Genomic DNA, 21093 nt, shown 5'->3' with positions numbered 1-21093 from the left:
GCAAACGCTTAAAAAAAGTAATAATTTTTTCACAAATGTGTATAGATTTTTCCCTCACATTTTATTATGATACACCTTTCTTCTTATATATATAAAGAAAAAAGACCGAGAATTTCTCAGCCTTTTTTCTTGCCATTATTCTTTTACAGGAACAACTGCTCCCTTATATTCTTTCTTGATGAAATCTTCAATTTCTTTCGAGTGCAATACTTCTACAAGCGCTTTAATCTCTTTTTTATCTTTATCCCCTTTACGAACTACCACTACGTTTGTATATGGAGAATCGTTGCCTTCAAGCGCAATCGCATCTTTTCCTGGGTCTAATTTTGCATCAATTGCATAGTTTGAGTTAATTAAAATCGCATCGCCTTCCTTATTGTTATACACTTGTGACAATAGACCTGGTTCGATATCTGTTTTAAACTTCAAGCTCTTCGGATTCTCTGCAATATCTTTTGTTGTTGCTTTCACAGGATCTACGCCATCTTTAATTTTTAAAACGCCCTCTTTTTGTAAGATTGCTAAACCGCGTCCATGGTCAGCAACAGAGTTACTCATAATAACTGTTGCTCCATCTGGAAGTTCTTTTAAACTTTTATATTTTTGAGAATATACTCCAATCGGTTCTAAATGAATTTTACCCGCGATTTCAAACTTATACCCTTTATCCTTTATTTCTTTCTCCAAATAAGGAATATGCTGGAAGTAGTTTGCATCCAATTCTTTATCTGCTAATGATTTATTCGGTAATACATAATCTTGAAATTTTTCAATTTTGAGCTCAATGCCTTTTTTCTCAAGCAATGGTTTTGCCTTCTCTAAAATCTCAGCATGCGGTACATTAGAAGCACCGATCACAAGCTTATCTTCACTTTTCCCGCCGCAAGCTGTTAATCCAAAAATTGATGTCGTAATAAGTGCTGAAAGTAATAATTTTTTCATGCTGTTAACATCCTTCCCATTTTTTAATTGATTTATCGTTTATCAATTCGAGTTGTCGCAAAATCTCCAATAAATTGAATGAAGAACACAACAAGCAATACACAAATTGTCGCAACAATTGTCACATCATTGTTTCCCCGCTGAAATCCTTCTAAATATGCTAGTGTACCAAGTCCGCCAGCGCCAACAACACCTGCCATTGCTGTATAACCAACAAGTGCAATTGTCGTTACGGTAATACCAGATACAAGGGCTGGCAAAGATTCTGGAATTAATACTTTCCAAATAATTGTGCTTGTTTTCGCTCCCATTGCCTTTGAAGCTTCAATCACACCTTTATCAATTTCACGAAGCGCGATTTCAACCATTCTCGCATAGAATGGTGCTGCGCCAATGATTAAAGCAGGCAATGCTGCACTTGCCCCAAGAATGGTTCCAAGCAGAATCTTTGTAAACGGAATAAGTAGAATAATTAAAATGATGAACGGGATCGATCTAAAAATATTTACGAATGCCCCGATTACTGTATGAATCACTTTGTTTTCCCACAAGTTATCCTTCGCTGTCATAAAGAGCAATAATCCTAATATAAGTCCTAAAATAAATGTGGCAATTGCTGCGATTGCCGTCATGTATAATGTTTCTCCTGTTGCTTCTAGCATTTGATTCCAATCGACATTTGTGAGCAATTTATCCATGTGCAATCACCTCCAGCTCCACTTTCTCTTGATGAATTCCTGCTATTGCCTGCTGAATGGCTGCTTCTTCACCATTTAAATGGACAATTAAACTTCCGTACGCTCCATTATTTGTCTGCGCGATATTCCCTTGAAGCACGCTCACTTCTACATCATCTCGCCTCATTAACCCTTGTAACACTGGACGCTCTACAGAATCTCCAATAAATTGCAAACGAATGACTTTACCATCTGGGTATTTCTCTAATAAGTTTTCAATTGTTTCATTCGTATCTTCAGAATCTGTTAATTGCTGAACAAATCGCTTTGTAATCTCTTGCTGTGGATTACGAAATACCTCCAGTACAGGACCTGTCTCCACAATTTTCCCTTTTTCCATCACTGCGACACGATTACAAATCTTTTGGATCACATGCATTTCATGAGTAATAAGCACAATGGTTAAGTTAAGGCGCTTATTAATATCTAGTAGTAAGTCTAAAATTTGATCTGTTGTTTCCGGATCAAGCGCTGATGTTGCTTCATCACATAAAAGTACTTTCGGATTGTTAGCCAACGCTCTTGCAATCCCAACGCGTTGCTTTTGGCCACCGCTCAGTTGAGATGGATAGGCATCGCCTCTTCCGTCTAATCCGACAAGACGAATAAGCTCATCTACACGTTTCTTTCGCTCCTCTTTATCCACACCGGCAATCTCAAGAGGAAAAGCAATATTCTCACGAACAGTTCTTGACCAAAGTAAATTGAAATGTTGAAAGATCATCCCAATTTCTTGTCTTGCCTTTCGAAGCTCATTACCGGTAATTGCTGAAATCAAACGATTGGCAACTGTAATTTGACCAGAAGTTGGTTTCTCCAACTGATTAAACAAGCGAATTAACGAACTCTTACCTGCACCGCTATATCCGATAATCCCAAAGATTTCGCCTTCCTCTATTTTTAAATTGGCATGATCTACAGCAATCACATCACCGTTTTTTGACTGATATATCTTTTTCACATTTTCTAATAGAATCATGATGTTCACCCCTTTAATTAAAAAGCGTAAGCAGCTCGTTCAGAATGTAAGATGGATGTAGCTTCTGACGTAGAGGCGCTTTTTGCCTCGGAGAAAGAAGCGAAGCCACCGAACATTCTAGCTGCTGAAGCTAGATTTCGTAAAAAGCATAAGCGGCTCGTTCAGCTCTGATGGGCTAAGGTTCTCTCGCACAAAAGGTGCTTTTTACCTTTTCGTGCGGGAGGTTCTTAGACGCGAAGAGCTAGCCGCTGAAGCTGGATTTCATAAAAAGCGTAAGCAGCTCGTTCAAAATGACTCTCATATTTTTTTATTTTTGGTGTGAGAATATTGAACTATCGCTATCCGCTCAACTTTTTATCGATTTTTCCTGTTGTTTGAATGTCCTCCTCATTCAAACAACAAAAAACCTTTCTGCTTTACAATGAGCAGAAAGGTTTTTATGCGTATATCAACATAATCCTTTCTCTCATCTCTCAAAGCATTTGCTTTGCAGGAATTGGCACCATTTCAACAAAATCGTTGACGGTTGCCGGGCTTCATAGGGCACAGTCCCTCCACCTCTCTTGATAAGAGAAATCAGATTCAATTTTCTTCTGATTTGAAATTTATGAAATTGTCTATATTTTATGACTTGAATTTTATCAACATACATTCACTCTGTCAATAGAAAATTTCTTAAAAAGAAAAATTTCAGAATATTAAGCGCCCATTGGCATTGGTTTACAAATATGAAACATAGACTCCAATAATAGCATCGTGCGATATGTCCCAGCATAGTGTACACGGCCTTCATGAATCAGCTTTTGCAAACGAACATTCCCCGTAACTAATTGTTGTAAATCTTCTTCTTTAAAGCAATGGATTTGTTCGGTTCCTCTATCTCCTTTTAAAAGCTGTATATAATCCCTTGAAATTTGGAGGGAATGGCACTCATCTCCAAAATGAATACTAATGACTTTTCCTTCTTGACGCAGAAGAGGTTCTAAATGATATTGTTTATTAGCATGTGTTACAAATGATTGAAGCATTGAATATACATTCATTCTCATCACATCCTTCATATCACTTTCTACTAATACCTTTCCATTCCCTAAACATCAATCCTCTTACTTTCGCTCGACAAATACTGTATTGCCTCTGCCATTTCAACATATTTCCCAAGAAATGTGTCGAGGCGGCAAATTTTTTGCCGCCTACTGTAGTTCCTTATATAAATATTCAACTGAATGAAATGCATATATTTTCTTCTTCAAAGTTCCATTTTCAAATATGAGTAAACAAGGAACACTTTCTATCTCATATTCACGTGCTAAATGCGGAGCATAATTTAAATCTAACATGCCAACTTCTAAGTCAACAATCGCTGCTTCTACAACAGTTAACATTTTTTTCGCCAATTGGCATGTACCACACATTGGAGTATATACATATAACACTGTTTTTTCTTGATTCACTATTAGATTTGCGGCTTCAGCACCTGTCCAGTCAATCACTTCTATCATCATTCCTTACCGTAAATATTCTGTATAAACGTCAATGTCAGCTCCCCATAATACATTTGCTAAATGTGAAGACGGTGCAGTTGCTACTTCACGATATGAACGATCAATATAAATATGTTCAGCTTGCGGAAATTCCTTACGAAATTGCTTGCGAAGCTTTTCTCCTGCATCATCAGCATCCACTAGCACATATACTTCTTTATCAAAAAACTGATCAATGAGCTCATCCATTTTCGACAAACCAATTGTACCATTTGTACAAACAATTTCCACCGGCTCTCGAATAATAGATTCAATCTTTCTTCTATCTGATTTCCCTTCTACAATAATGACCTTTTCTACATAAACCATGTGTCATCACCCGATCACCATATACTATAAAACAACCTTACTTTAGTATATAGTATATTCGATATTTCCATCTTGTTTCCTGTTTATTTTTACAAAGAAAAGCGCAAGCGGCTCGCTCAGAATGTGAGGGGGATGGAGCTTCTGACGTAGAGGCGTATTTTTGCCTCGCAGGAAGGAGTGAAACAACCGACTGTTCTTGCCGCTGGAGCTGGACAATACGAAAAGCAAAAGCGGCTCGTTCAGAATGTGAGGTAAATATGGTTCCTCATTCCTTTGATGACAATGTGCTATACAAATTAAAAAAGACAGCACATAGGCTGCCTCTTTTATCTAGAATAAAATTAGTCTTGGTTTGTCATTTCTGCGTATTTTTCTGCAGTTAATAGTTTTTCAACTTCACTTACATCAGAAAGTTCAACTTTCACCATCCATGCACCTTCGTATGGAGAATCGTTAACAAGTTCTGGTTGATCGCTTAATTCTTCGTTTACTGCTACAACTTTACCACTTACAGGTGCGTATAATTCAGAAACTGTTTTAACAGACTCTACGCTTCCGAATGGCTCATTAGCTTCAAGTGTTGCACCTACTTCAGGAAGTTCAACGAATACGATATCGCCTAGCTCACTTTGTGCGAAATGAGTAATACCGATAACAACTTGATTACCTTCAGTTTTTACCCATTCGTGTTCTTCAGAGTAACGTAAATGATTTGGAATGCTCATGACTGTACCTCCAGTGAATGTATTAATTATGTAAAAATACCTTATTGGTACTTTTTCCACATACTTTCAAACTGCTCTTCATTAAAGCCAAGTGTTACATTTGTTCCATCTGTTACAATCGGACGTTTAATTAACATACCATCAGACGCTAAAAGTTCAAACATTTCGTCTTCACTTGCATCTTTTAACTTATCTTTTAAACCAAGCTCACGATAACGCATACCGCTTGTGTTAAAAAACTTCTTTAACGGCAATTCACTTTTCGTATGCAAATTGCGTAATTCTTCTTGTGACGGTGGATTTTCAACAATATGAATCATCTCATATGCTACATCGTTTGCCTCAAACCATTTCTTTGCTTTTTGACATGTGCCACATTTTGGGTATGAATAAAATGTTACTGTCATAAATTCACCTACTTTTTTACTAACCTTTACCTTTATCATATAGAAAACGTTTTATTATTTCAAACCATTATTTCTTCAAACTTTAACTTATTTCGTGATAATTTTTAATAATCCTGCAAATCTCTTTATTTTTTTCACTATTTAAAGACAATAATATAACAAAAAACAAATATTTTTATCTTATTTAGGGCGAACATATATATTAAACAAACGTTTATTTAATTTTCAAATGTATATAGAGCGAACATACATCTTAAACAAACGTTTGTTTAGACAAAATTAAGAAGCCTTATTTAAAGGCTCCTCTCATTATCTATTTAAATAATCTGCAATCGCCTGAAACACAATAATATACATATTATGAACACTTTCCTCTGCAGCGCCACCGTTTGTTAAACCGATCCCCCACTGCTGTCCTTCACCGCTTCCGATATTTACAAATCCTTGTGTATACATTGCATTTTCATCCTTCGGTGCATGGTTATAATCTAGCTTCTTCTTTATAAAAAGCGAATAAGATTTATCTTGTAAGCCAATAAAAAACACTGGTTTCTTTATTGATAAAAACAATTCTTTATACCGTTCGTTTGATGCTTCTTGAAACTTCTCCTTCATCACAAGAAAGCCATCTACTTCCTCTGATTTTCGTTTCATTTCGTTTAATGTTATATTTTCAAACTTTACATTTCTGAATGTATCTTTTGGCTTTTCACCAATAACACCAATGACAAGCGCTCTGCCGTTATACTCTAATGCTCCTCCCTCTCCCCCCTTTGTACATCCAGTTCCTACTAATAAAAGTATAAAAAAGAACAAGAAATACAAATGCTTCATCCCGCACCCCTCCATTTTTAGATCAAATGACAAAAATGTAAGTAAAATCAATGGCTCATTTGAAGTTTCTATATTATAATCAACAAGGTTTACTTACATTACAAAATAATAGGAGATCATCATGAGAAAATATAAACTTTCATCGTTTCTTCCATTAACTTATATATTTCTACTTGTACTCGTAAGTCCCCTTTACGATGTACTGAATAAATCTAGTGTCCATGCTGTCGATGCTACAACTATCGTTGATGATTGGATTCCATTTGTAAAAGTATTTATTATCCCATATTTAATTTGGTTTCCATATTTATATGGTGCACTCATCTACTATTGCTTTGCCGACAGAAAACAATATTATGTAACATTAAGTAGCATTATTCTTGGAAAATTAACTTGTTTTTCCATTTATTATCTTTGGCAAACAACTGTACCACGTCCGGCAGTCGCTGGCACTGATATATTTTCTAACTTAGTTCGCTACATTTATAGCATTGATCAGCCTGTCAATTGTTTCCCTAGCATTCATGTTCTCACAACATTTGTGATTATGTTAGCTGCCTTGAAGCGAAGAGAGCAACATAAATGGGAATATTACTTGCTTACTTTCTTTGGCATGCTCATCATTTTATCCACACTATTTACAAAGCAACATGCCTTTATCGACGCTGTATCTGGCATAACACTAGCAAGCATACTCTATTTCAGTATCCAGCTATTATTAGTAAACAGATATAGCAGGATAACTATTTCAGTCAAGCAATCTTATAAAATAAATCAATAGAGATTTTCTACTATCTCACCGATTCCCCTACTCCCACCTATTTTGCATCTTGAGGTAAGAGTTTTACTGCCCATAACATATAAATGAAAAGCAGACTGTGGCTTCCTCAGTCTGCTTTTATCTATATATAAAGGAGATTTTTAGCCTTCGTTTAAGATTGCGGCACAGTCATATCTCCAGAATGAATACGACCTGCTTTTCGTAACGCGATATAAATGACATATGAAACTGCTACTGGAATTACGATATAAGTGATTACCATCGCTGGTACAACATCAAATCCTTGGCTAGAAATTAAATTAATAGGTGCGATGAAAGAGCTTAATCCAAGACCAGCAATTTCTTTTCCTGCTTCCAGTTGGAAAATGAGTGCAGAAACAGGACCAACAATTGCACTTGCAACAACTGTTGGGAGAAGAATGATTGGATTTTTAGTGATATTAGGAAGTTGTACTTTTGGAGTACAAAGTGCTTGTGCTAAAATGCCACCTAAATTATTTTCTTTTGCTGAAATCACAGAAAATCCAATAAATTGTGCAACACACCCTGCCAGCGCTGCACCGCCTGCTACTCCATCTAAACTAAGCGCAATTGCTAAAGCTGCCGATGAAGCTGGAGAAATAAGTAATAATCCCCAAGCAACTGCTAGTACGATAGAAGCAAGAAATGGGCTACCAGCTGAACTTTCTTTAATAAAAGCACCAACTGCATTTAAGACCGGGCTAATATTTTGAGATAACCAAATCCCAACAATACCAGAACCTAATATTGCAGCAGAAGGAACAAGCATCATATCTAAAGCAGTTTTTCCACTTAATCGTTTTCCGATATAAACGGCCAAAGTTGCTGTTAATAGTGCACCAATCGGTTCACCAGTGTTAATCATTAGGCCAGCTGCAGTGATTGAAATCGATCCAGCTCCAATGGCTCCAGCAATCATCGCTGAGAAAATAACAAGCCCATTTGCTCCTAACATAAAGGCAATTCCGGCTCCAATCGCTGGGGCCATAAGTGATTTTGCAACCACTCCAATTGTAATTAACATCGGTATATCAACTATTCGTCCAATATTTTCAATCAGCAAACCAATTCCGAGGGATACAAAAATACCTTGTGCAATTCCGGCAGAACCTTTAAAAACACGAGACATAATATATTCCTTCATCTGTTTCACCTTCTCCTAGTTTAGTAACCAATTGTTTTCATATAATCACGTAAAATATCGTTTGACTTTGCAAATCGGTTTTCTTCCGTTTCTGTTAAGTTTAGTTCAACAACCTCTTTCACACCATCTCTTGTAATAATTGCTGGTACACCTGTACAAATATCATACTCACCATATTCACCATCTAAAATAGCCGAAACGGCGATTACACGATGGTCATCATTAAAGATAGATTTAGCAATATAAGCTAATGAGTTTCCAATACCATAATAAGTAGTTCCTTTTCGTTTATAAATTTCCCAACCAGCTTTTGCAGTTTTTTCCACAATTTCATCTAAGTCAATTTCACCAAAACGCTCTTTTCCTTCTTTTAAAATTTGTAAAATCGGTTTCCCTCCTACTGTTACGTGAGACCAAGCAACCATTTGAGAATCACCGTGTTCCCCTAATGAATAACCGTGAATACTACGAGGATCCACTTCTAACATTTCAGATAAAATCGTTCTTAATCGAGAGGAATCTAACGATGTTCCAGTGCCAATCACACGATTTCTTGGTAAACCAGATAATTTCCAAACTTGATACGTAATAATATCAACTGGGTTTGAAGCAATTAAGAAAATACCATCAAATCCACTTTTCATTACACAAGCTACAACACTTTCCATAATTTTTGCACTTGCCCCTAAAGTATCTAATCGACTTTGTCCAGGCTTTGGCGCTGGACCTGCTGTAATAATAACAATGTCCATGTCTTTACAGTTTTCATACGTACCTGCATATACTTTTGTTCTTGTATTTGTAAAATTAATACAGTGTGATAAATCCATCGCTTCACCAACTGCACGTTCATGATTTATATCAATTAATGCTAATTCTTCACAGATGCCCTGATTCACAATTGAATACGCACAGCTTGATCCAACTAATCCAGTTCCAATAATTGCGATCTTTCTTGTGTTTCTATTCGTAGTGATCTCTCCTAATTGAATATGTCATCTATTTTTACTGCTTACACTTATTATTATAAAGACTTCCAATATAGAAAACATGGATACTCTGTGAAATGTTGAGCATTTTTTATGAATATTTCGTGAAATATCCACCTTTATTTTCGTCATATTTGTTACATATAAAAAAATATTTTCTACATATTTATTGACATATCCAAATACAAAAAACCGGGTAAATGTTACCCGGTTTTTTGCTCTACTGTGCACTTAATTCATTTTTCAATTGCTGAACAATCATTGGATTTGCAGGGGCCGCTGGTTTGTAGTAATTTTTTTGCTTTGCATATTCAAATACCTTACGTTGTCTTAATTCATCTTGATTTCGAATATGAATTAACGTTTGGCGTAACTGTTCATTATTGGACTCCGCTATGTAATGAGCATAACTCGCTAAACTTGCATTTAATCCTGCTAAATAATCATTTACCATATCTTTTTCATTCATATGTCATTTCCTCCTATCCTAAAAAAGACATTAATTGTTGTTTTGTATTTCTTGCCGCTTGCGCATCTTGTTGTAAGATTTGTTTTAACTGTGGATCCGTACACTGCTGTGCGTACTGATCTAATTTGTTTGCAATTGTGGTGTGTCCCCCAATAATATGGCGTAAATTTTCTAATTCAAGCTCCGTTAAATTTGGCATAACTAAGACCTTCCTTTCCTTGCTCATTCTTCATTTAGTATTTATTTGTTTTTAGATTGTATACATATAAAGTTATGACATTCGATAATCATTCACAAAAAAAGATGAATCGTTACATTCATCTTTTTACAAAATTAACATATTGATTTTTAAACGCATTTTCTATAAGGATACACTGGGTATGATCGATTTTGCTTTTCTATATCACATAACAAATATCATTGCTGTAATCATAGCTACATTTACAATCTTATTTTTTCTTTCAAGATGCAAATCCAAATATATCCGTAATAAAAGACAGAATGAGTAAAGTTACGACTATACCACCAGTAAGTTGGGCTATAAGTTTTTTATGCTTTGTAGCACTTGAAACAACAAATCGAAAATATAAAAAGCCGCCTAATATAATAAGTAAACATTCTAGCACCATACTAATCGCTGGAATTTTCCACAGCTCTAATCCCAGCAAAGGAAAGTTTCCAAAGTTTCCTGGAAGTAGTGGCAAATCTATGCGATGTACAAGCAAGTCCAAAATCCAATGACTAAAAACAACCGCTCCAATAACGTAACCACTCCGCCTTTCCCAACATCTCCCTGCTACAATACTTGTCAACCATGCAATACTGAATGCTCCTACAAAAGAATGTGAATAATCCGCATGTATTACAACTTCACCATATCCATGATTCCCAACAGGTATCATTGTCTCTATTCCCAATACGTAAAGAGGGACAAAAATAACATCCAACAGTTGTGTACTTAACATAAGAGCCCAAAGCGGTATCTTCGGTGACTTTGCTTTCACTGCTGCAGCTAAGCCAAAATGTCCTGCAAACATTTTATTTCACACCCTTTTGTAACTTCGCTTCTAGCAAACCACAACCAACTGTAAACAGAATCATAAACAACACAAAATTCATTTTCCCTCTTCCCCTTTGCATTCAAATATTTATTACTTCATCACACGAACCCCTTCAATAAACGAACGCAATAGTAAATGAAAACTCGTATCTACATCTATTGGCAAACCAAATCCATCGTGCTGCTCAAGGGACGCGAATCCATGACAAATGCTGCGCAATCCACGCGTCGCATGCAAAGCTTGTTCTCCTTTTAAATCGTATTCCTGTAGCACACGTAAACAAAGTGAGACAATGCTATCTCCCGCCTTTTGCACATCTTCATCCCTTAAGAAAGTAGCCTCATATAACCCAGGGTGATTTCGAACAAACGACACGTAAGCGAATCCTAATGCCTGAATTGCATCATCTTTCTGTTTGTCCTCCACCGCTTGTTCGAGCAAATGATACAGTCGCTCCATCGCATATATACCTAGTTTTTTCCGAACGCCTGGCAGCCCCTTCACATGATTGTATAAAGACGGAGACTTAACTCCGAGATGTTGCGCCAGCGCAGCTAATGTTACTTCCTCTATTCCTTTCGTATCAGCAATTTGTGCTGCAGCTTCTGTAATATCCTGTATTGTAAGTCCTATTCTTGGCGACATTTTATCCTCCCTTTCTTGTTAGATGATAATTTGCTTGTTCGATCGCTTGTTGTATATGTGAGATTGGATTTTCAATCATCTTCCCGTGCCCTGCCGCTAATACAGACGGATTATATTGCAACAATTTTTGCGCACTCTTTAATGCTGTTTCTGCGTGCCAAGTTCCAAACGCAGGAAATGGAAATAGCCATTTCAGTTGCCCTGCTACCGCGACTCCTCCACGAGTTTGGAAAGCATCACCGGCGATAAGTGCATCGTTTCTTGTATCTAAAAATGACATGGACCCTGGCGTATGCCCTGGTGTTTCAATCGTCTGAAGTGAGCCAATTTGTTGCCCATCTTCTAATAAGATATCTGCTCTCGTCTTTATTTTAGTTGATACGCTACCTTTAATCGGTGTATTTGGTTCTTCTTGCTCTAACGTCATATCTCCAGCCATTAAACGAGCATCTCTTTTTGAGATAAAAACAGGTACATCCGTAAGCACTCGTTTTAAAGCATCAAGTGCCCCTACATGATCATCGTGCGCATGAGTTAATACAATATTCGTAATCGGTTTTCCGATTCTCTCAGCTGCTTGTAAAATGCCTTTCGCACAGTATGGTAAAGCTGCATCAATTAATGTTAACCCATCACTTTCTTCCACCAAATAACAGTTAACAGGAAATAGATTCGGTAAAAATGCCAATTGATATATATTATTTATTTGTGTCAGTTTCATAATCATCCCTCCATTAAAACTAATGGTATTAGTTTTAATATAACTAATACCATTAGTTTTCGCAATGATTTTATTTAAATTTTCTGATTAAAACAAAAAACAGTCACATAAGTGACTGTTTTTTGTTACATATTAAACTGTATAACGCTCATCCGCTAAAATCTTCGCCGCAATTTCACGCTTCTTCGGAATAACATTCATTGGCGTGTGGCGAGTTAGTTTGCGAAGCGCTGATAGCATCATGCGCAACATATCACCGTTTTCCACTGCGATAATTGTTTCTTTTGCATCTGCTTCAATTTGGTTGAACGCTTCTTGACAGAATACTTCCGTGTATAATACTTTTTGTTTATTCTTTTCAAGACCTGTTGCTTTGATTGCTTTTTCCGTACGGAGCAAGGCAGATTCCATTGCGTATAAATTGCTTACAATATCAGCAATATTCACAAGAATTTCTTGTTCTTTATCGAGTGCTTTACCGTATTTTTGAGCTGCTAATCCAGCTACCATTAAGCCGATTTTCTTTGCATTCTTGACTAAATATTTTTGAAGCGCTAATGGCTCATCGCCTACTTCTTCTGGCATCATCATCATTAATTCTTCTTGTAGTTTTTGTGCTTGTTGCAGCAATGGTAGTTCACCTTTCATTGCTTTACGTAAGAACGTACCCGGTACGATTAACCGGTTAATTTCGTTCGTTCCTTCGAAAATACGGTTAATACGAGAATCACGATACATTCTTTCAATCTCATACTCTGCCATAAATCCGTAACCACCGTGAATTTGTACTCCTTCGTCTACTACATAATCTAATACTTCAGAACCGAATACTTTATTTAATGAACACTCAATTGCGTATTCAGCAATAGAAGCTGCTACTGCTTTCCCATCTTTTACTTCTTCCTCCGTTAATGTGCTCATACGACTTTCAAATAAGCCCACTGTACGATAAACAGAACTTTCCGCTGCATATGTTTTCGCTGCCATATTCGCAAGCTTTTCTTGAATTAATGGGAAGCGAGCAATTGGTTGCTTAAACTGTTGACGTTGGTTCGCATATTCTGCTGAAATTTCTATTGCGCGTTTTGCTGATCCAACTGTACCAACACCTAGTTTATAACGGCCGATATTTAAAATATTAAATGCAATCACATGCCCTTTACCAATTTCGCCAAGAACATTTTCTTTTGGTACGAATGCATCTTCTAAAATTAATGTACGAGTTGATGAACATTTAATACCCATTTTCTTTTCTTCAGGGCTTGTCGATACACCTGGATATTCTTTTTCTACGATAAATGCAGAAAAGTGCTCGCCATCAATTTTTGCATATACGATAAACACATCCGCAAAGGCTGAGTTTGTAATCCATTGTTTTTCTCCGTTTAACACATAGTGCGTACCTTCTGCATTTAAACGTGCAGTTGTTTTTGCACCTAATGCATCAGACCCAGATCCTGGCTCAGTTAATGCATATGCAGCTAACTTTTCACCAGTTGCAAGTAGTGGTAAATATTTTTTCTTCTGATTTTCGTTGCCAAATAATACGATTGGTAATGATCCGATACCAACGTGAGCACCATGTGTAATAGCAAAACCGCCAGCGCGCGCAAATTTCTCGGCGATTAAAGCTGAACTCACTTTATCAAGACCAATTCCGCCGTACTCTTCTGGTACGTCAGCACCTAATAATCCTAGTTCACCAGCTTCTTTTAATAGACGAACAGAGCGATCAAACTCGTGTTGCTCTAAATATTCAAGCTCTGGCAAAACTTCATTTACGATAAAATCTTCTGTTGTTTTTGCTATCATTTTATGTTCATCTGTATAATCCTCTGGTGTAAATACTTGATCGATTGTAATCTCATCAATTAAAAAGCTACCGCCTTTTACTGCATTCCCCACTGTTTTTTCCATGAAAATCTCCTCCTTCATATTTTCATAAGCCGTATCTCTCATGTAACGAGAGATACTAGCTTTCCCTTTATTTTTTCTAACCGTTACATCGCTTCCACATTTTATAGAAGTTCAAACACTCCCGCAGCTCCCATTCCGCCACCGATACACATCGTTACGATACCGAATTGTTCGTTACGTCGTTTCATCTCATGAATAAGAGATAATGTTAATTTCGCTCCTGTACAACCGAGTGGATGCCCAAGAGCAATTGCGCCACCGTTTACGTTTACTTTTTCTTCATCTAATCCAAGCTCACGAATAACTTGAATCGATTGTGAAGCAAAAGCTTCGTTTAGTTCAAATAAACCAATATCAGATAGCTCTAATCCCGCTAATTTTAAAGCCTTTGGAATCGCCGCAATTGGACCGATTCCCATTACTTCTGGCGGTACGCCGGCTACTGCAAAGGAGCGGAATTTCGCCAGTGGCTTCATGCCATCGCTCACTGCTTTTTCACGATCCATTAGTAGTACAGATGCTGCACCATCGCTCATTTGTGATGAATTACCAGCCGTTACGGAGCCACGAACGTTGAAAGCTGGACGTAATTTTCCAAGTACATCTAGCGTTGTATCTGCTCTTACTCCTTCATCTTGCGAAAACGTAATTGTTTCTTCTTCCAATTTGTTATTTTCGTTAACAATGCGTAACGTTACCTCTACAGGCACTGTTTCATCCGTAAATTTCCCTTCAGCTAACGCTTTTGCTGCACGCTGATGACTTCTAACTGCAAACGCATCTTGTTCCTCGCGAGAAATTCCGTATTTCATCGCAACTTGCTCTGCTGTATGTCCCATTCCCATATAATATTCTGGAGCCGCTTCAACAAGTCGGCTATTTGGACGAACAACATGCCCCATCATCGGAACTAAACTCATCGATTCAGCTCCGCCAGATAATACCGCCTCAGAATGTCCTAGCATAATGCGCTCTGCACCGTAGGCGATACTTTGTAAGCCTGAGGAGCAGTAGCGATTAATTGTAATAGCTGGAACATCATAAGAAAGTCCTGCTAATCCACCAATATTCCGTGCCATGTTTAAGCCTTGTTCGGCTTCTGGCATCGCACAACCAAAAATCAAATCATCAATTGGCCCTTCATAATTCGCACGTTTTAACGTTTCTTTTACGACTAACGCACCTAAATCATCTGGACGGACTGTTTTTAATGAACCTTTTTTTGCTTTTCCAACTGGAGTTCTTGCTCCTGCAACAATGACAGCTTCTCTCATGAACGATATCTCCCCTCGTTATTAGTTACGTAATGGCTTTCCTTTTACAAGCATGTGCTGCATTCTTGCTTGTGATTTCATCTCACTTATTAAACTCATAAATGCTTCACGCTCTATATCTAATAAATATTGCTCATCAACTTCTGTTCCATAAGGTACCTTTCCACCCGCAATGACGTATGCGAGCTTTTTCGCAATATGGAGATCATATTCAGAAATATAATCAGATAAATGCATTGCTTCTGCACCTAGTACAAGCGTTGCATATCCTGTTTCCCCGACAACTGGAACTTTCTTACGAACTGGCGGTTTATAACCTGCTTCATATAGTGCAAGAACCTTTTGTTTTGCGTCATATAATAAGTGATCACCATTCACACTAATGCCGTCTTTATCCCCTAAGAAATTATGAGAAATTGCTTCTTGTCCAGATGTCGAAACTTTCGCCATTGCTATCGTTTCAAACACTTTATTTGCAACCTTTTGCAAGTCAAACTCTACGCCTTTTGCCATTTTATTCAAATGTTTTATATATAACTCTTTATTGCCGCCTCCGCCAGGGATAAGACCTACACCAACTTCCACTAATCCCATATATGTTTCACTAGAAGCTTGAATACTAGCTGTCGGCAAGCAAACTTCCGTTCCACCACCAAGTGTCATACCATATGGCGCTGCGACTACTGGCTTAGAACAGTATTTGATTTTCATCATTGCATCTTGGAAGCTTTTTACAACCCACTCAATTTCAAAATAGTTATCATCTTGTGCTTCCATTAAAATCATCGCTAAGTTTGCACCAACGCAGAAGTTTTTCGATTGGTTTCCAATCACAAGCCCTTTATAATTTTTCTCTACTTCATCAACAGCGTAGTTAATCATTTGCGTAATATCCATACCGATTGCATTGCTCTTTGAATGGAATTCTAAGCAAAGAATACCGTCACCTAAATCAATTAAACTCGCTCCGCTATTTTTCTTAATAACACCATGTTTCTCTTTTAATTGTTTCAGAGAAATTGCTTTTTTATTTCGCTCAATTCGCTTATATTCTCCATTATCGTAATAATAACTTTCACCGCTTTCATGCTTATAGAAAGTAGCAAAACCATTCTGTAACATTTCTTTCACCCATGCTGGAACGACCTTACCGTTTTCCTCCATCTTTTGAACAGATTTTTCTACTCCTATTGCATCCCAAATTTCAAATGGCCCTTGCTCCCAACCGAAGCCCCATTTCATCGCTTGGTCAATCGCTACGATATCATCTGCGATTTCCTTATGGAGTTTCGCAGAATATAAAAGAGTTGGTGTAATAATATTCCATAACAACTCCCCTGCACGATCTTTTGCATATACAAGCGCTTTCAATTTATTTGCTAATCCTTTTTCTTGTTTACTTAATTCTACAGATGCAGCTTTTAATTTTTTACGCTCTTCATATTCCATCGTTTTAGGATTTAATTCTAAAATCTCTTTTCCTTTCTTTAAGAAGAACCCTTGCCCCGTTTTGCTTCCAAGCCATTTTTTATCGAGCATTTCATGCATGAAAGTAGGCACCTTAAAGACAGCTCTTTCTTCTTCCTGCACATTTTCATATACATTATTTGCAACATGAACAAACGTATCTAATCCGACAACATCTAATGTACGGAAAGTTGCACTCTTTGGTCGCCCAATTAATGGTCCTGTTACAGAATCCACTTCGCCAACGCTATATCCGCGTTCCATCATTTCACGAAGCGTTACAAGTAACCCGTACGTTCCGATGCGGTTTCCGATAAAGTTTGGTGTATCTTTTGCGATAACAACGCCTTTTCCAAGAACATCTTCGCCAAATTGTTTCATGAAGTTCAACACTTGTGGGTCTGTATCTTTTGTCGGTATAATCTCTAGAAGTTTTAAATATCGTGGTGGGTTAAAGAAGTGCGTTCCTAAGAAGTGTTTTTTGAAGTCGTCTGAACGACCTTCTGCCATTTTTTCAACGGAAATGCCGGATGTATTGGAACTTACAATCGTACCAAGTTTACGAACTGCATCTATTTTTTCAAATAGTTGTTTTTTTATATCTAAATTTTCAACAACAACTTCAATAATCCAGTCTACTTCAGCAAGGCGTTCAAGATCATCCTCTAAATTTCCTGTTTTAATCAATGCCAAATTATCCTTCACAGCAAGAGGAGCTGGTTTTTGTTTCACTAATTTTTGCAAAGCTCCGTTACTAAATCGATTTCTTACATTTTTATGCTCTAGTGTAAGTCCCTTTTCTTCCTCTTCTTTTGTCAGTGCCCGTGGCACAATATCAAGCAATAATGTTGGTATACCGATATTGGCTAAATGTGCCGCAATCCCTGAACCCATTACGCCAGAACCGAGAACAGCAGCCTTTTTAATTTGGAACATCCATTTCTCCCCCTATTCTTGAATGAATGCTCATTCAATTTTTCGACATACGTCGCAATCAATGAGTGAGCCTCTACTAATAAATATATGATACTGTTTAAATTTTCGCAATATATTTAATGATAAAATTTTCTGAAATAAATATTTTTCTTTTATTCGGTTATGCTACAAATGCATAGTTTCTTTAATAGAATATGACAAAATGGGAGGAATATATATGGCAAAGCTAAAGAAAGATCCTTCAAAAGCTGGAGTAAGCGCAGCAAGTGTAACAGGAAATGCCGGTCCTACTGATCGCGGTATTGAAAAGGGACGCCAAGGTAACAATCAGCAATATAAAAAACATAACATGGGTGAAAAATAACGCTATATTTTTGGGCAGAAAACGTGGCATAATGAGTATTGGCTGCTTTTTCTGCCCAATTTATTTGTAACAAAAGAGGGAAAAATAATGAAACGAACAATAATCATGATTGTAATGATTTCCACACTATTTATCGGCATGATTTTCTTTTCCTATGCACATAGGCAAAAAAATATAAGAGCTGATCAACCTCCTATTACAGGGAAGTATGGTATTACAATCGACGCAGACACTGGTGAAATTCTATATGGAAAACGAGAACATGAACGTTCTTATCCCGCTAGTATCGCCAAAATCATGACAACTATTCTATTGTTAGAGAATGTTAAAAAAGATGAAGAGATTACAATTACAGAAAATGCGATTCACATGGAAAGTCAAAGTAAGAAGATTAAGCTGCACGCTGGTGAAAAGTTAAAACGCGATGAAGCATTGAAACTTATGCTTATCATTAGCGCAGATCCCGTTTCTGAATCTATTGCTGAACATATTGCGGGGTCAAAAGAAGAGTTCGTTAAAATGATGAATACAAGAGCGAAAGAACTCGGAACAAAACATGCAACTTTTAAAAACGCAAGCGGTGCCGATGCACTTGGTAATAAAGTATCACCTTACGATATTGCCATCCTTACAAAAGAAGCATTGAAATATCCAATTGTTTTACAATATATGAATTCAACGCGTACAACACTACATACTTCAGAACGTACTGTGAAACTAGCGAACTATGGCCGAGAAGAATTATATGATGATCCATATGCAATGGGAAGTAAAAGTGGCTTGTCTGCTTTAGGGAAATATACGGTCGTAACTGTTGATGAAAAAGAGGGAAAACGTGTTATTACCGTTGTTCTTTCTTCTACTCGTCATGAGCTATATCCCGATACAAAAAAGATGGCACATTATGCACTGGAACAATTAAAATAACCCAGGAGATTTTTTCTCCCTGGGTTATTTTTTCATAATTCCTTTTAAAACGAACGCAACATTTGCTGGACGCTCTGCGAGACGACGCATAAAATAACCATACCAGTCATTTCCATACGGTACATAAACGCGCATTTTGTATCCTTCTTTCACAAGCTCTAGTTGACGTTCTGTTCGAATTCCGTATAGCATTTGAAATTCAAATTGATCACGTGAAATATTATGTTCTTTCACAAGTTCCTTTGTATATTCAATAATTGCGTCATCATGCGAAGCAATTGCAGTATAATTTCCATTTAATAAGTGCATTTTAATAATTTTTTTATAGTTCTCATCTACATCTTTCTTTTCTGGGAATGCAACCTCTGGTGATTCCTTATAAGCTCCTTTTACAAGACGTAAGTTCGGACTATACGCATTTAAATCTTCAATGTCTTTTTCTGTACGATATAAGTACGCTTGAATTACAGTCCCGATATTATCGTACTCAGATTTTAATTGCTTAAAGACCTCAATTGTTTTCCCACAACGTGAATAGTCTTCCATATCAATCGTAACAAATACACCATTTTCTTTTGCTGCCTCTAAAATACGGCGCATATTATTCATTACGAGATCATCCGAGATATCTAATCCCATGGAAGTCATTTTTAAAGAAAGCTGGGAATCAAGCTTTTCACGCCCAATTGCGCGAATTGCTTCAATTGATTGATTTGCCATTTCATTCGCTTCTGCCTCATTATCAACGAATTCACCTAAATAGTCGATTGTTACGCAAAGCCCTTGTTTGTTTAACTTTTTAATAGTAGCTGCAGCTAAATCGATTGTCTCTCCCGCGACAAAGCGACCTGCTCCAAAGCGTAAGCCATACTTTTTAGCAAGTTTTGTTAGCGCTTTATTTTTTGACAAGAAAAGAAACGAATTTCGCATTAATTGTTCCATGTAATTCACCCCTATGACTGTACTTTGTCTGTTTTTTTACCCCTCTTCTAAATTATATCATTGTTTGAAATTATTTGATACAAATAATTATTTAGATAATTACTAATATACTATAAAAACGTTAAAAACCCTATATTCTCGCTTTTTAAATATCCCCCCGAAATTTTTCGACATTTTAAAAAACTAGAAAAATAGGTAGATTTACGGTAGTTTATTGCGTTGAAAGGATGAGGATATCATATAGGCTATCAGTTATCGTTAAATAACAATTCCGCCCAAATCTCTCCCTCCATTCCAAAGTCTTCATACAAGATGCGCCAAGGGAAGTTGTATTTGAATAAGTCCAAAATATAGGATTTTACTCAAATACTGCAAAAAAATAGTTCCGATACAATATCGAAACTATCTTTTAGATGCTTAATTATTTTACTGCACTGTCCATTTTAGAAGGTACAGTTCAAAAAGAGCCTATATGTATTAAGGTTGGTTCTTTCACTATTTCAAAAACATTTATAGCTTAAAAGAAGCAACGTTTTTCTTCAACTTCTTTTTTAAATCATTTTTGAAACGCTAATGCTGTTTCATTTATAAAACCAAGGAGCTATACACTAGAAATATCTTTATCATTCAAAGAGATCCGTATACTCCGCAAAAACATTACCAGAATCTACTGGAAATAATACTCACTCTAAAGTTTGTTCCCTCTTAAAATAGCTTTTTTACAAAAAAATAAATGATAGATAGTAGGAAACAGGTGCCTATTGTACCAAAAGCTGCAATTGAAATTTTACCTGCTAATGTTACATTCGGGTCTAATACACTGGGTAAAACTGTACCCAAAATTGCAATACAAGCTAATATAACCATAATATATTTTAAATTTTTGGCCTTCTTATTCATACTATTTATCCCCTTTATTCCTTAATAGTACGTGCTACTTTTCTCTCAGCTCCTAATC

The 21093-nt window shown here is 36.7% G+C and carries 24 protein-coding genes and 1 riboswitch; of the genes, 3 read left to right on the top strand and 21 right to left on the bottom strand.

From position 1 onward, the window contains the following. Positions 1–135: 135 nt before the first annotated feature. From metQ to MR058_RS10685, 9 genes are all read right to left on the bottom strand, one after another. The gene (metQ, locus tag MR058_RS10725; protein WP_242144014.1) at positions 136–942 is read right to left on the bottom strand and encodes a methionine ABC transporter substrate-binding lipoprotein MetQ; all 807 of its coding nucleotides are present in this window, start codon (positions 940–942) and stop codon (positions 136–138) included. Positions 943–974: 32 nt separating this feature from the next. Then, entirely contained in the window at positions 975–1640 is a 666-nt protein-coding gene (locus MR058_RS10720; protein WP_242144013.1) for a methionine ABC transporter permease, read from the bottom strand. Beyond that, entirely contained in the window at positions 1633–2658 is a 1026-nt protein-coding gene (locus tag MR058_RS10715) for a methionine ABC transporter ATP-binding protein (protein WP_242144012.1), read from the bottom strand. The genes MR058_RS10720 and MR058_RS10715 overlap by 8 nt, the downstream gene beginning before the upstream one ends. Before the next feature lie 463 nt (positions 2659–3121). After that, positions 3122–3231, bottom strand: a riboswitch (SAM riboswitch). Between the two features lie 125 nt (positions 3232–3356). Next, positions 3357–3701 (bottom strand): hypothetical protein, encoded by a 345-nt coding sequence (locus tag MR058_RS10710; RefSeq protein ID WP_242144011.1) that lies wholly within the window; start codon positions 3699–3701, stop codon positions 3357–3359. Between the two features lie 150 nt (positions 3702–3851). Continuing rightward, positions 3852–4160, bottom strand: a complete 309-nt coding sequence (locus MR058_RS10705) for a thioredoxin family protein (protein WP_242144093.1) — start codon at positions 4158–4160, stop codon at positions 3852–3854. Positions 4161–4166: 6 nt separating this feature from the next. Next, positions 4167–4511: a toprim domain-containing protein gene (locus MR058_RS10700; RefSeq protein ID WP_012096037.1), complete on the bottom strand. Its 345-nt coding sequence runs from the start codon at positions 4509–4511 to the stop codon at positions 4167–4169. 341 nt (positions 4512–4852) lie between these two features. Continuing rightward, positions 4853–5236, bottom strand: coding sequence for a glycine cleavage system protein GcvH (gene gcvH, locus MR058_RS10695; RefSeq protein ID WP_242144010.1), 384 nt, complete (start codon positions 5234–5236; stop codon positions 4853–4855). A 41-nt stretch (positions 5237–5277) separates the two neighbouring features. Then, the gene (locus tag MR058_RS10690; protein WP_242144009.1) at positions 5278–5643 is read right to left on the bottom strand and encodes an arsenate reductase family protein; all 366 of its coding nucleotides are present in this window, start codon (positions 5641–5643) and stop codon (positions 5278–5280) included. A 309-nt stretch (positions 5644–5952) separates the two neighbouring features. After that, on the bottom strand, positions 5953–6477 hold the full coding sequence (locus MR058_RS10685; protein ID WP_242144008.1) for a hypothetical protein: 525 nt from the start codon (positions 6475–6477) through the stop codon (positions 5953–5955). Between the two features lie 121 nt (positions 6478–6598). On the opposite strand from MR058_RS10685, the gene MR058_RS10680 reads away from it, so the two are divergent. Beyond that, the gene (locus tag MR058_RS10680; protein WP_242144007.1) at positions 6599–7258 is read left to right on the top strand and encodes a phosphatase PAP2 family protein; all 660 of its coding nucleotides are present in this window, start codon (positions 6599–6601) and stop codon (positions 7256–7258) included. Between the two features lie 151 nt (positions 7259–7409). Here MR058_RS10680 and MR058_RS10675 read toward each other — a convergent pair whose 3' ends face one another. The 10 genes from MR058_RS10675 to MR058_RS10630 all read right to left on the bottom strand — a co-directional run bounded on the left by MR058_RS10675 (position 7410) and on the right by MR058_RS10630 (position 17902). Then, a complete protein-coding gene (locus tag MR058_RS10675; protein WP_242144006.1) occupies positions 7410–8423 on the bottom strand; it encodes a PTS sugar transporter subunit IIC in 1014 nt (337 codons plus the stop codon). A gap of 20 nt (positions 8424–8443) precedes the next feature. Then, the gene (locus tag MR058_RS10670; protein ID WP_472927010.1) at positions 8444–9400 is read right to left on the bottom strand and encodes an L-lactate dehydrogenase; all 957 of its coding nucleotides are present in this window, start codon (positions 9398–9400) and stop codon (positions 8444–8446) included. Positions 9401–9632: 232 nt separating this feature from the next. Beyond that, positions 9633–9881, bottom strand: coding sequence for a spore coat protein (locus tag MR058_RS10665; protein ID WP_012096044.1), 249 nt, complete (start codon positions 9879–9881; stop codon positions 9633–9635). A gap of 13 nt (positions 9882–9894) precedes the next feature. Further along, positions 9895–10080, bottom strand: coding sequence for a hypothetical protein (locus MR058_RS10660; RefSeq protein ID WP_012096045.1), 186 nt, complete (start codon positions 10078–10080; stop codon positions 9895–9897). A 262-nt stretch (positions 10081–10342) separates the two neighbouring features. Further along, the gene (locus MR058_RS10655) at positions 10343–10918 is read right to left on the bottom strand and encodes a permease (protein ID WP_242144005.1); all 576 of its coding nucleotides are present in this window, start codon (positions 10916–10918) and stop codon (positions 10343–10345) included. 114 nt (positions 10919–11032) lie between these two features. Next, positions 11033–11587: a TetR/AcrR family transcriptional regulator gene (locus MR058_RS10650; RefSeq protein ID WP_242144004.1), complete on the bottom strand. Its 555-nt coding sequence runs from the start codon at positions 11585–11587 to the stop codon at positions 11033–11035. Position 11588: 1 nt separating this feature from the next. Next, a complete protein-coding gene (locus MR058_RS10645) occupies positions 11589–12308 on the bottom strand; it encodes an MBL fold metallo-hydrolase (RefSeq protein WP_242144003.1) in 720 nt (239 codons plus the stop codon). A gap of 132 nt (positions 12309–12440) precedes the next feature. Beyond that, on the bottom strand, positions 12441–14225 hold the full coding sequence (locus MR058_RS10640) for an acyl-CoA dehydrogenase family protein (protein ID WP_242144002.1): 1785 nt from the start codon (positions 14223–14225) through the stop codon (positions 12441–12443). Positions 14226–14326: 101 nt separating this feature from the next. Next, positions 14327–15499, bottom strand: a complete 1173-nt coding sequence (locus tag MR058_RS10635) for an acetyl-CoA C-acetyltransferase (protein ID WP_242144001.1) — start codon at positions 15497–15499, stop codon at positions 14327–14329. 21 nt (positions 15500–15520) lie between these two features. Then, positions 15521–17902, bottom strand: a complete 2382-nt coding sequence (locus MR058_RS10630) for a 3-hydroxyacyl-CoA dehydrogenase/enoyl-CoA hydratase family protein (RefSeq protein ID WP_242144000.1) — start codon at positions 17900–17902, stop codon at positions 15521–15523. Positions 17903–18119: 217 nt separating this feature from the next. Between MR058_RS10630 and MR058_RS10625 the strand changes: the two genes are divergently transcribed. Both MR058_RS10625 and MR058_RS10620 read left to right on the top strand, forming a co-directional pair. After that, a complete protein-coding gene (locus MR058_RS10625; protein WP_012096049.1) occupies positions 18120–18266 on the top strand; it encodes a YuzL family protein in 147 nt (48 codons plus the stop codon). A gap of 87 nt (positions 18267–18353) precedes the next feature. Then, entirely contained in the window at positions 18354–19193 is an 840-nt protein-coding gene (locus MR058_RS10620) for a D-alanyl-D-alanine carboxypeptidase family protein (protein ID WP_242143999.1), read from the top strand. 24 nt (positions 19194–19217) lie between these two features. Here MR058_RS10620 and MR058_RS10615 read toward each other — a convergent pair whose 3' ends face one another. Further along, a complete protein-coding gene (locus MR058_RS10615; RefSeq protein ID WP_242143998.1) occupies positions 19218–20135 on the bottom strand; it encodes a proline dehydrogenase family protein in 918 nt (305 codons plus the stop codon). Between the two features lie 705 nt (positions 20136–20840). Beyond that, positions 20841–21035 carry a hypothetical protein gene (locus MR058_RS10610; RefSeq protein WP_242143997.1) on the bottom strand — a complete coding sequence of 65 codons (195 nt, stop codon included), beginning with the start codon at positions 21033–21035 and terminating at the stop codon, positions 20841–20843. Positions 21036–21093 lie beyond the last annotated feature (58 nt).

This window comes from Bacillus cereus group sp. BfR-BA-01430, from assembly GCF_022663115.1.
GTDB lineage: Bacteria > Bacillota > Bacilli > Bacillales > Bacillaceae_G > Bacillus_A > Bacillus_A cereus_BD.
The sequence above is the reverse complement of the archived record's forward strand: the minus strand, read 5'-3'. Positions and strand labels throughout refer to the sequence as shown.

What these genes read in the sequence shown, in the direction of transcription:
- MR058_RS10715 (WP_242144012.1), bottom strand. Translation starts at nt 2,658, where the DNA reads ATGATTCTATTAGAAAATGTGAAAAAGATATATCAGTCAAAAAACGGT.
- MR058_RS10640 (WP_242144002.1), bottom strand. Translation starts at nt 14,225, where the DNA reads ATGGAAAAAACAGTGGGGAATGCAGTAAAAGGCGGTAGCTTTTTAATT.
- gcvH (WP_242144010.1), bottom strand. Translation starts at nt 5,236, where the DNA reads ATGAGCATTCCAAATCATTTACGTTACTCTGAAGAACACGAATGGGTA.
- MR058_RS10665 (WP_012096044.1), bottom strand. Translation starts at nt 9,881, where the DNA reads ATGAATGAAAAAGATATGGTAAATGATTATTTAGCAGGATTAAATGCA.
- MR058_RS10690 (WP_242144009.1), bottom strand. Translation starts at nt 5,643, where the DNA reads ATGACAGTAACATTTTATTCATACCCAAAATGTGGCACATGTCAAAAA.
- MR058_RS10720 (WP_242144013.1), bottom strand. Translation starts at nt 1,640, where the DNA reads ATGGATAAATTGCTCACAAATGTCGATTGGAATCAAATGCTAGAAGCA.
- MR058_RS10620 (WP_242143999.1), top strand. Translation starts at nt 18,354, where the DNA reads ATGAAACGAACAATAATCATGATTGTAATGATTTCCACACTATTTATC.
- MR058_RS10660 (WP_012096045.1), bottom strand. Translation starts at nt 10,080, where the DNA reads ATGCCAAATTTAACGGAGCTTGAATTAGAAAATTTACGCCATATTATT.
- MR058_RS10685 (WP_242144008.1), bottom strand. Translation starts at nt 6,477, where the DNA reads ATGAAGCATTTGTATTTCTTGTTCTTTTTTATACTTTTATTAGTAGGA.
- MR058_RS10610 (WP_242143997.1), bottom strand. Translation starts at nt 21,035, where the DNA reads ATGAATAAGAAGGCCAAAAATTTAAAATATATTATGGTTATATTAGCT.
- MR058_RS10650 (WP_242144004.1), bottom strand. Translation starts at nt 11,587, where the DNA reads ATGTCGCCAAGAATAGGACTTACAATACAGGATATTACAGAAGCTGCA.
- MR058_RS10645 (WP_242144003.1), bottom strand. Translation starts at nt 12,308, where the DNA reads ATGAAACTGACACAAATAAATAATATATATCAATTGGCATTTTTACCG.
- MR058_RS10630 (WP_242144000.1), bottom strand. Translation starts at nt 17,902, where the DNA reads ATGTTCCAAATTAAAAAGGCTGCTGTTCTCGGTTCTGGCGTAATGGGT.
- MR058_RS10655 (WP_242144005.1), bottom strand. Translation starts at nt 10,918, where the DNA reads ATGTTTGCAGGACATTTTGGCTTAGCTGCAGCAGTGAAAGCAAAGTCA.
- MR058_RS10680 (WP_242144007.1), top strand. Translation starts at nt 6,599, where the DNA reads ATGAGAAAATATAAACTTTCATCGTTTCTTCCATTAACTTATATATTT.
- MR058_RS10675 (WP_242144006.1), bottom strand. Translation starts at nt 8,423, where the DNA reads ATGAAGGAATATATTATGTCTCGTGTTTTTAAAGGTTCTGCCGGAATT.
- metQ (WP_242144014.1), bottom strand. Translation starts at nt 942, where the DNA reads ATGAAAAAATTATTACTTTCAGCACTTATTACGACATCAATTTTTGGA.
- MR058_RS10615 (WP_242143998.1), bottom strand. Translation starts at nt 20,135, where the DNA reads ATGGAACAATTAATGCGAAATTCGTTTCTTTTCTTGTCAAAAAATAAA.
- MR058_RS10625 (WP_012096049.1), top strand. Translation starts at nt 18,120, where the DNA reads ATGGCAAAGCTAAAGAAAGATCCTTCAAAAGCTGGAGTAAGCGCAGCA.
- MR058_RS10705 (WP_242144093.1), bottom strand. Translation starts at nt 4,160, where the DNA reads ATGATAGAAGTGATTGACTGGACAGGTGCTGAAGCCGCAAATCTAATA.
- MR058_RS10710 (WP_242144011.1), bottom strand. Translation starts at nt 3,701, where the DNA reads ATGAATGTATATTCAATGCTTCAATCATTTGTAACACATGCTAATAAA.
- MR058_RS10700 (WP_012096037.1), bottom strand. Translation starts at nt 4,511, where the DNA reads ATGGTTTATGTAGAAAAGGTCATTATTGTAGAAGGGAAATCAGATAGA.
- MR058_RS10635 (WP_242144001.1), bottom strand. Translation starts at nt 15,499, where the DNA reads ATGAGAGAAGCTGTCATTGTTGCAGGAGCAAGAACTCCAGTTGGAAAA.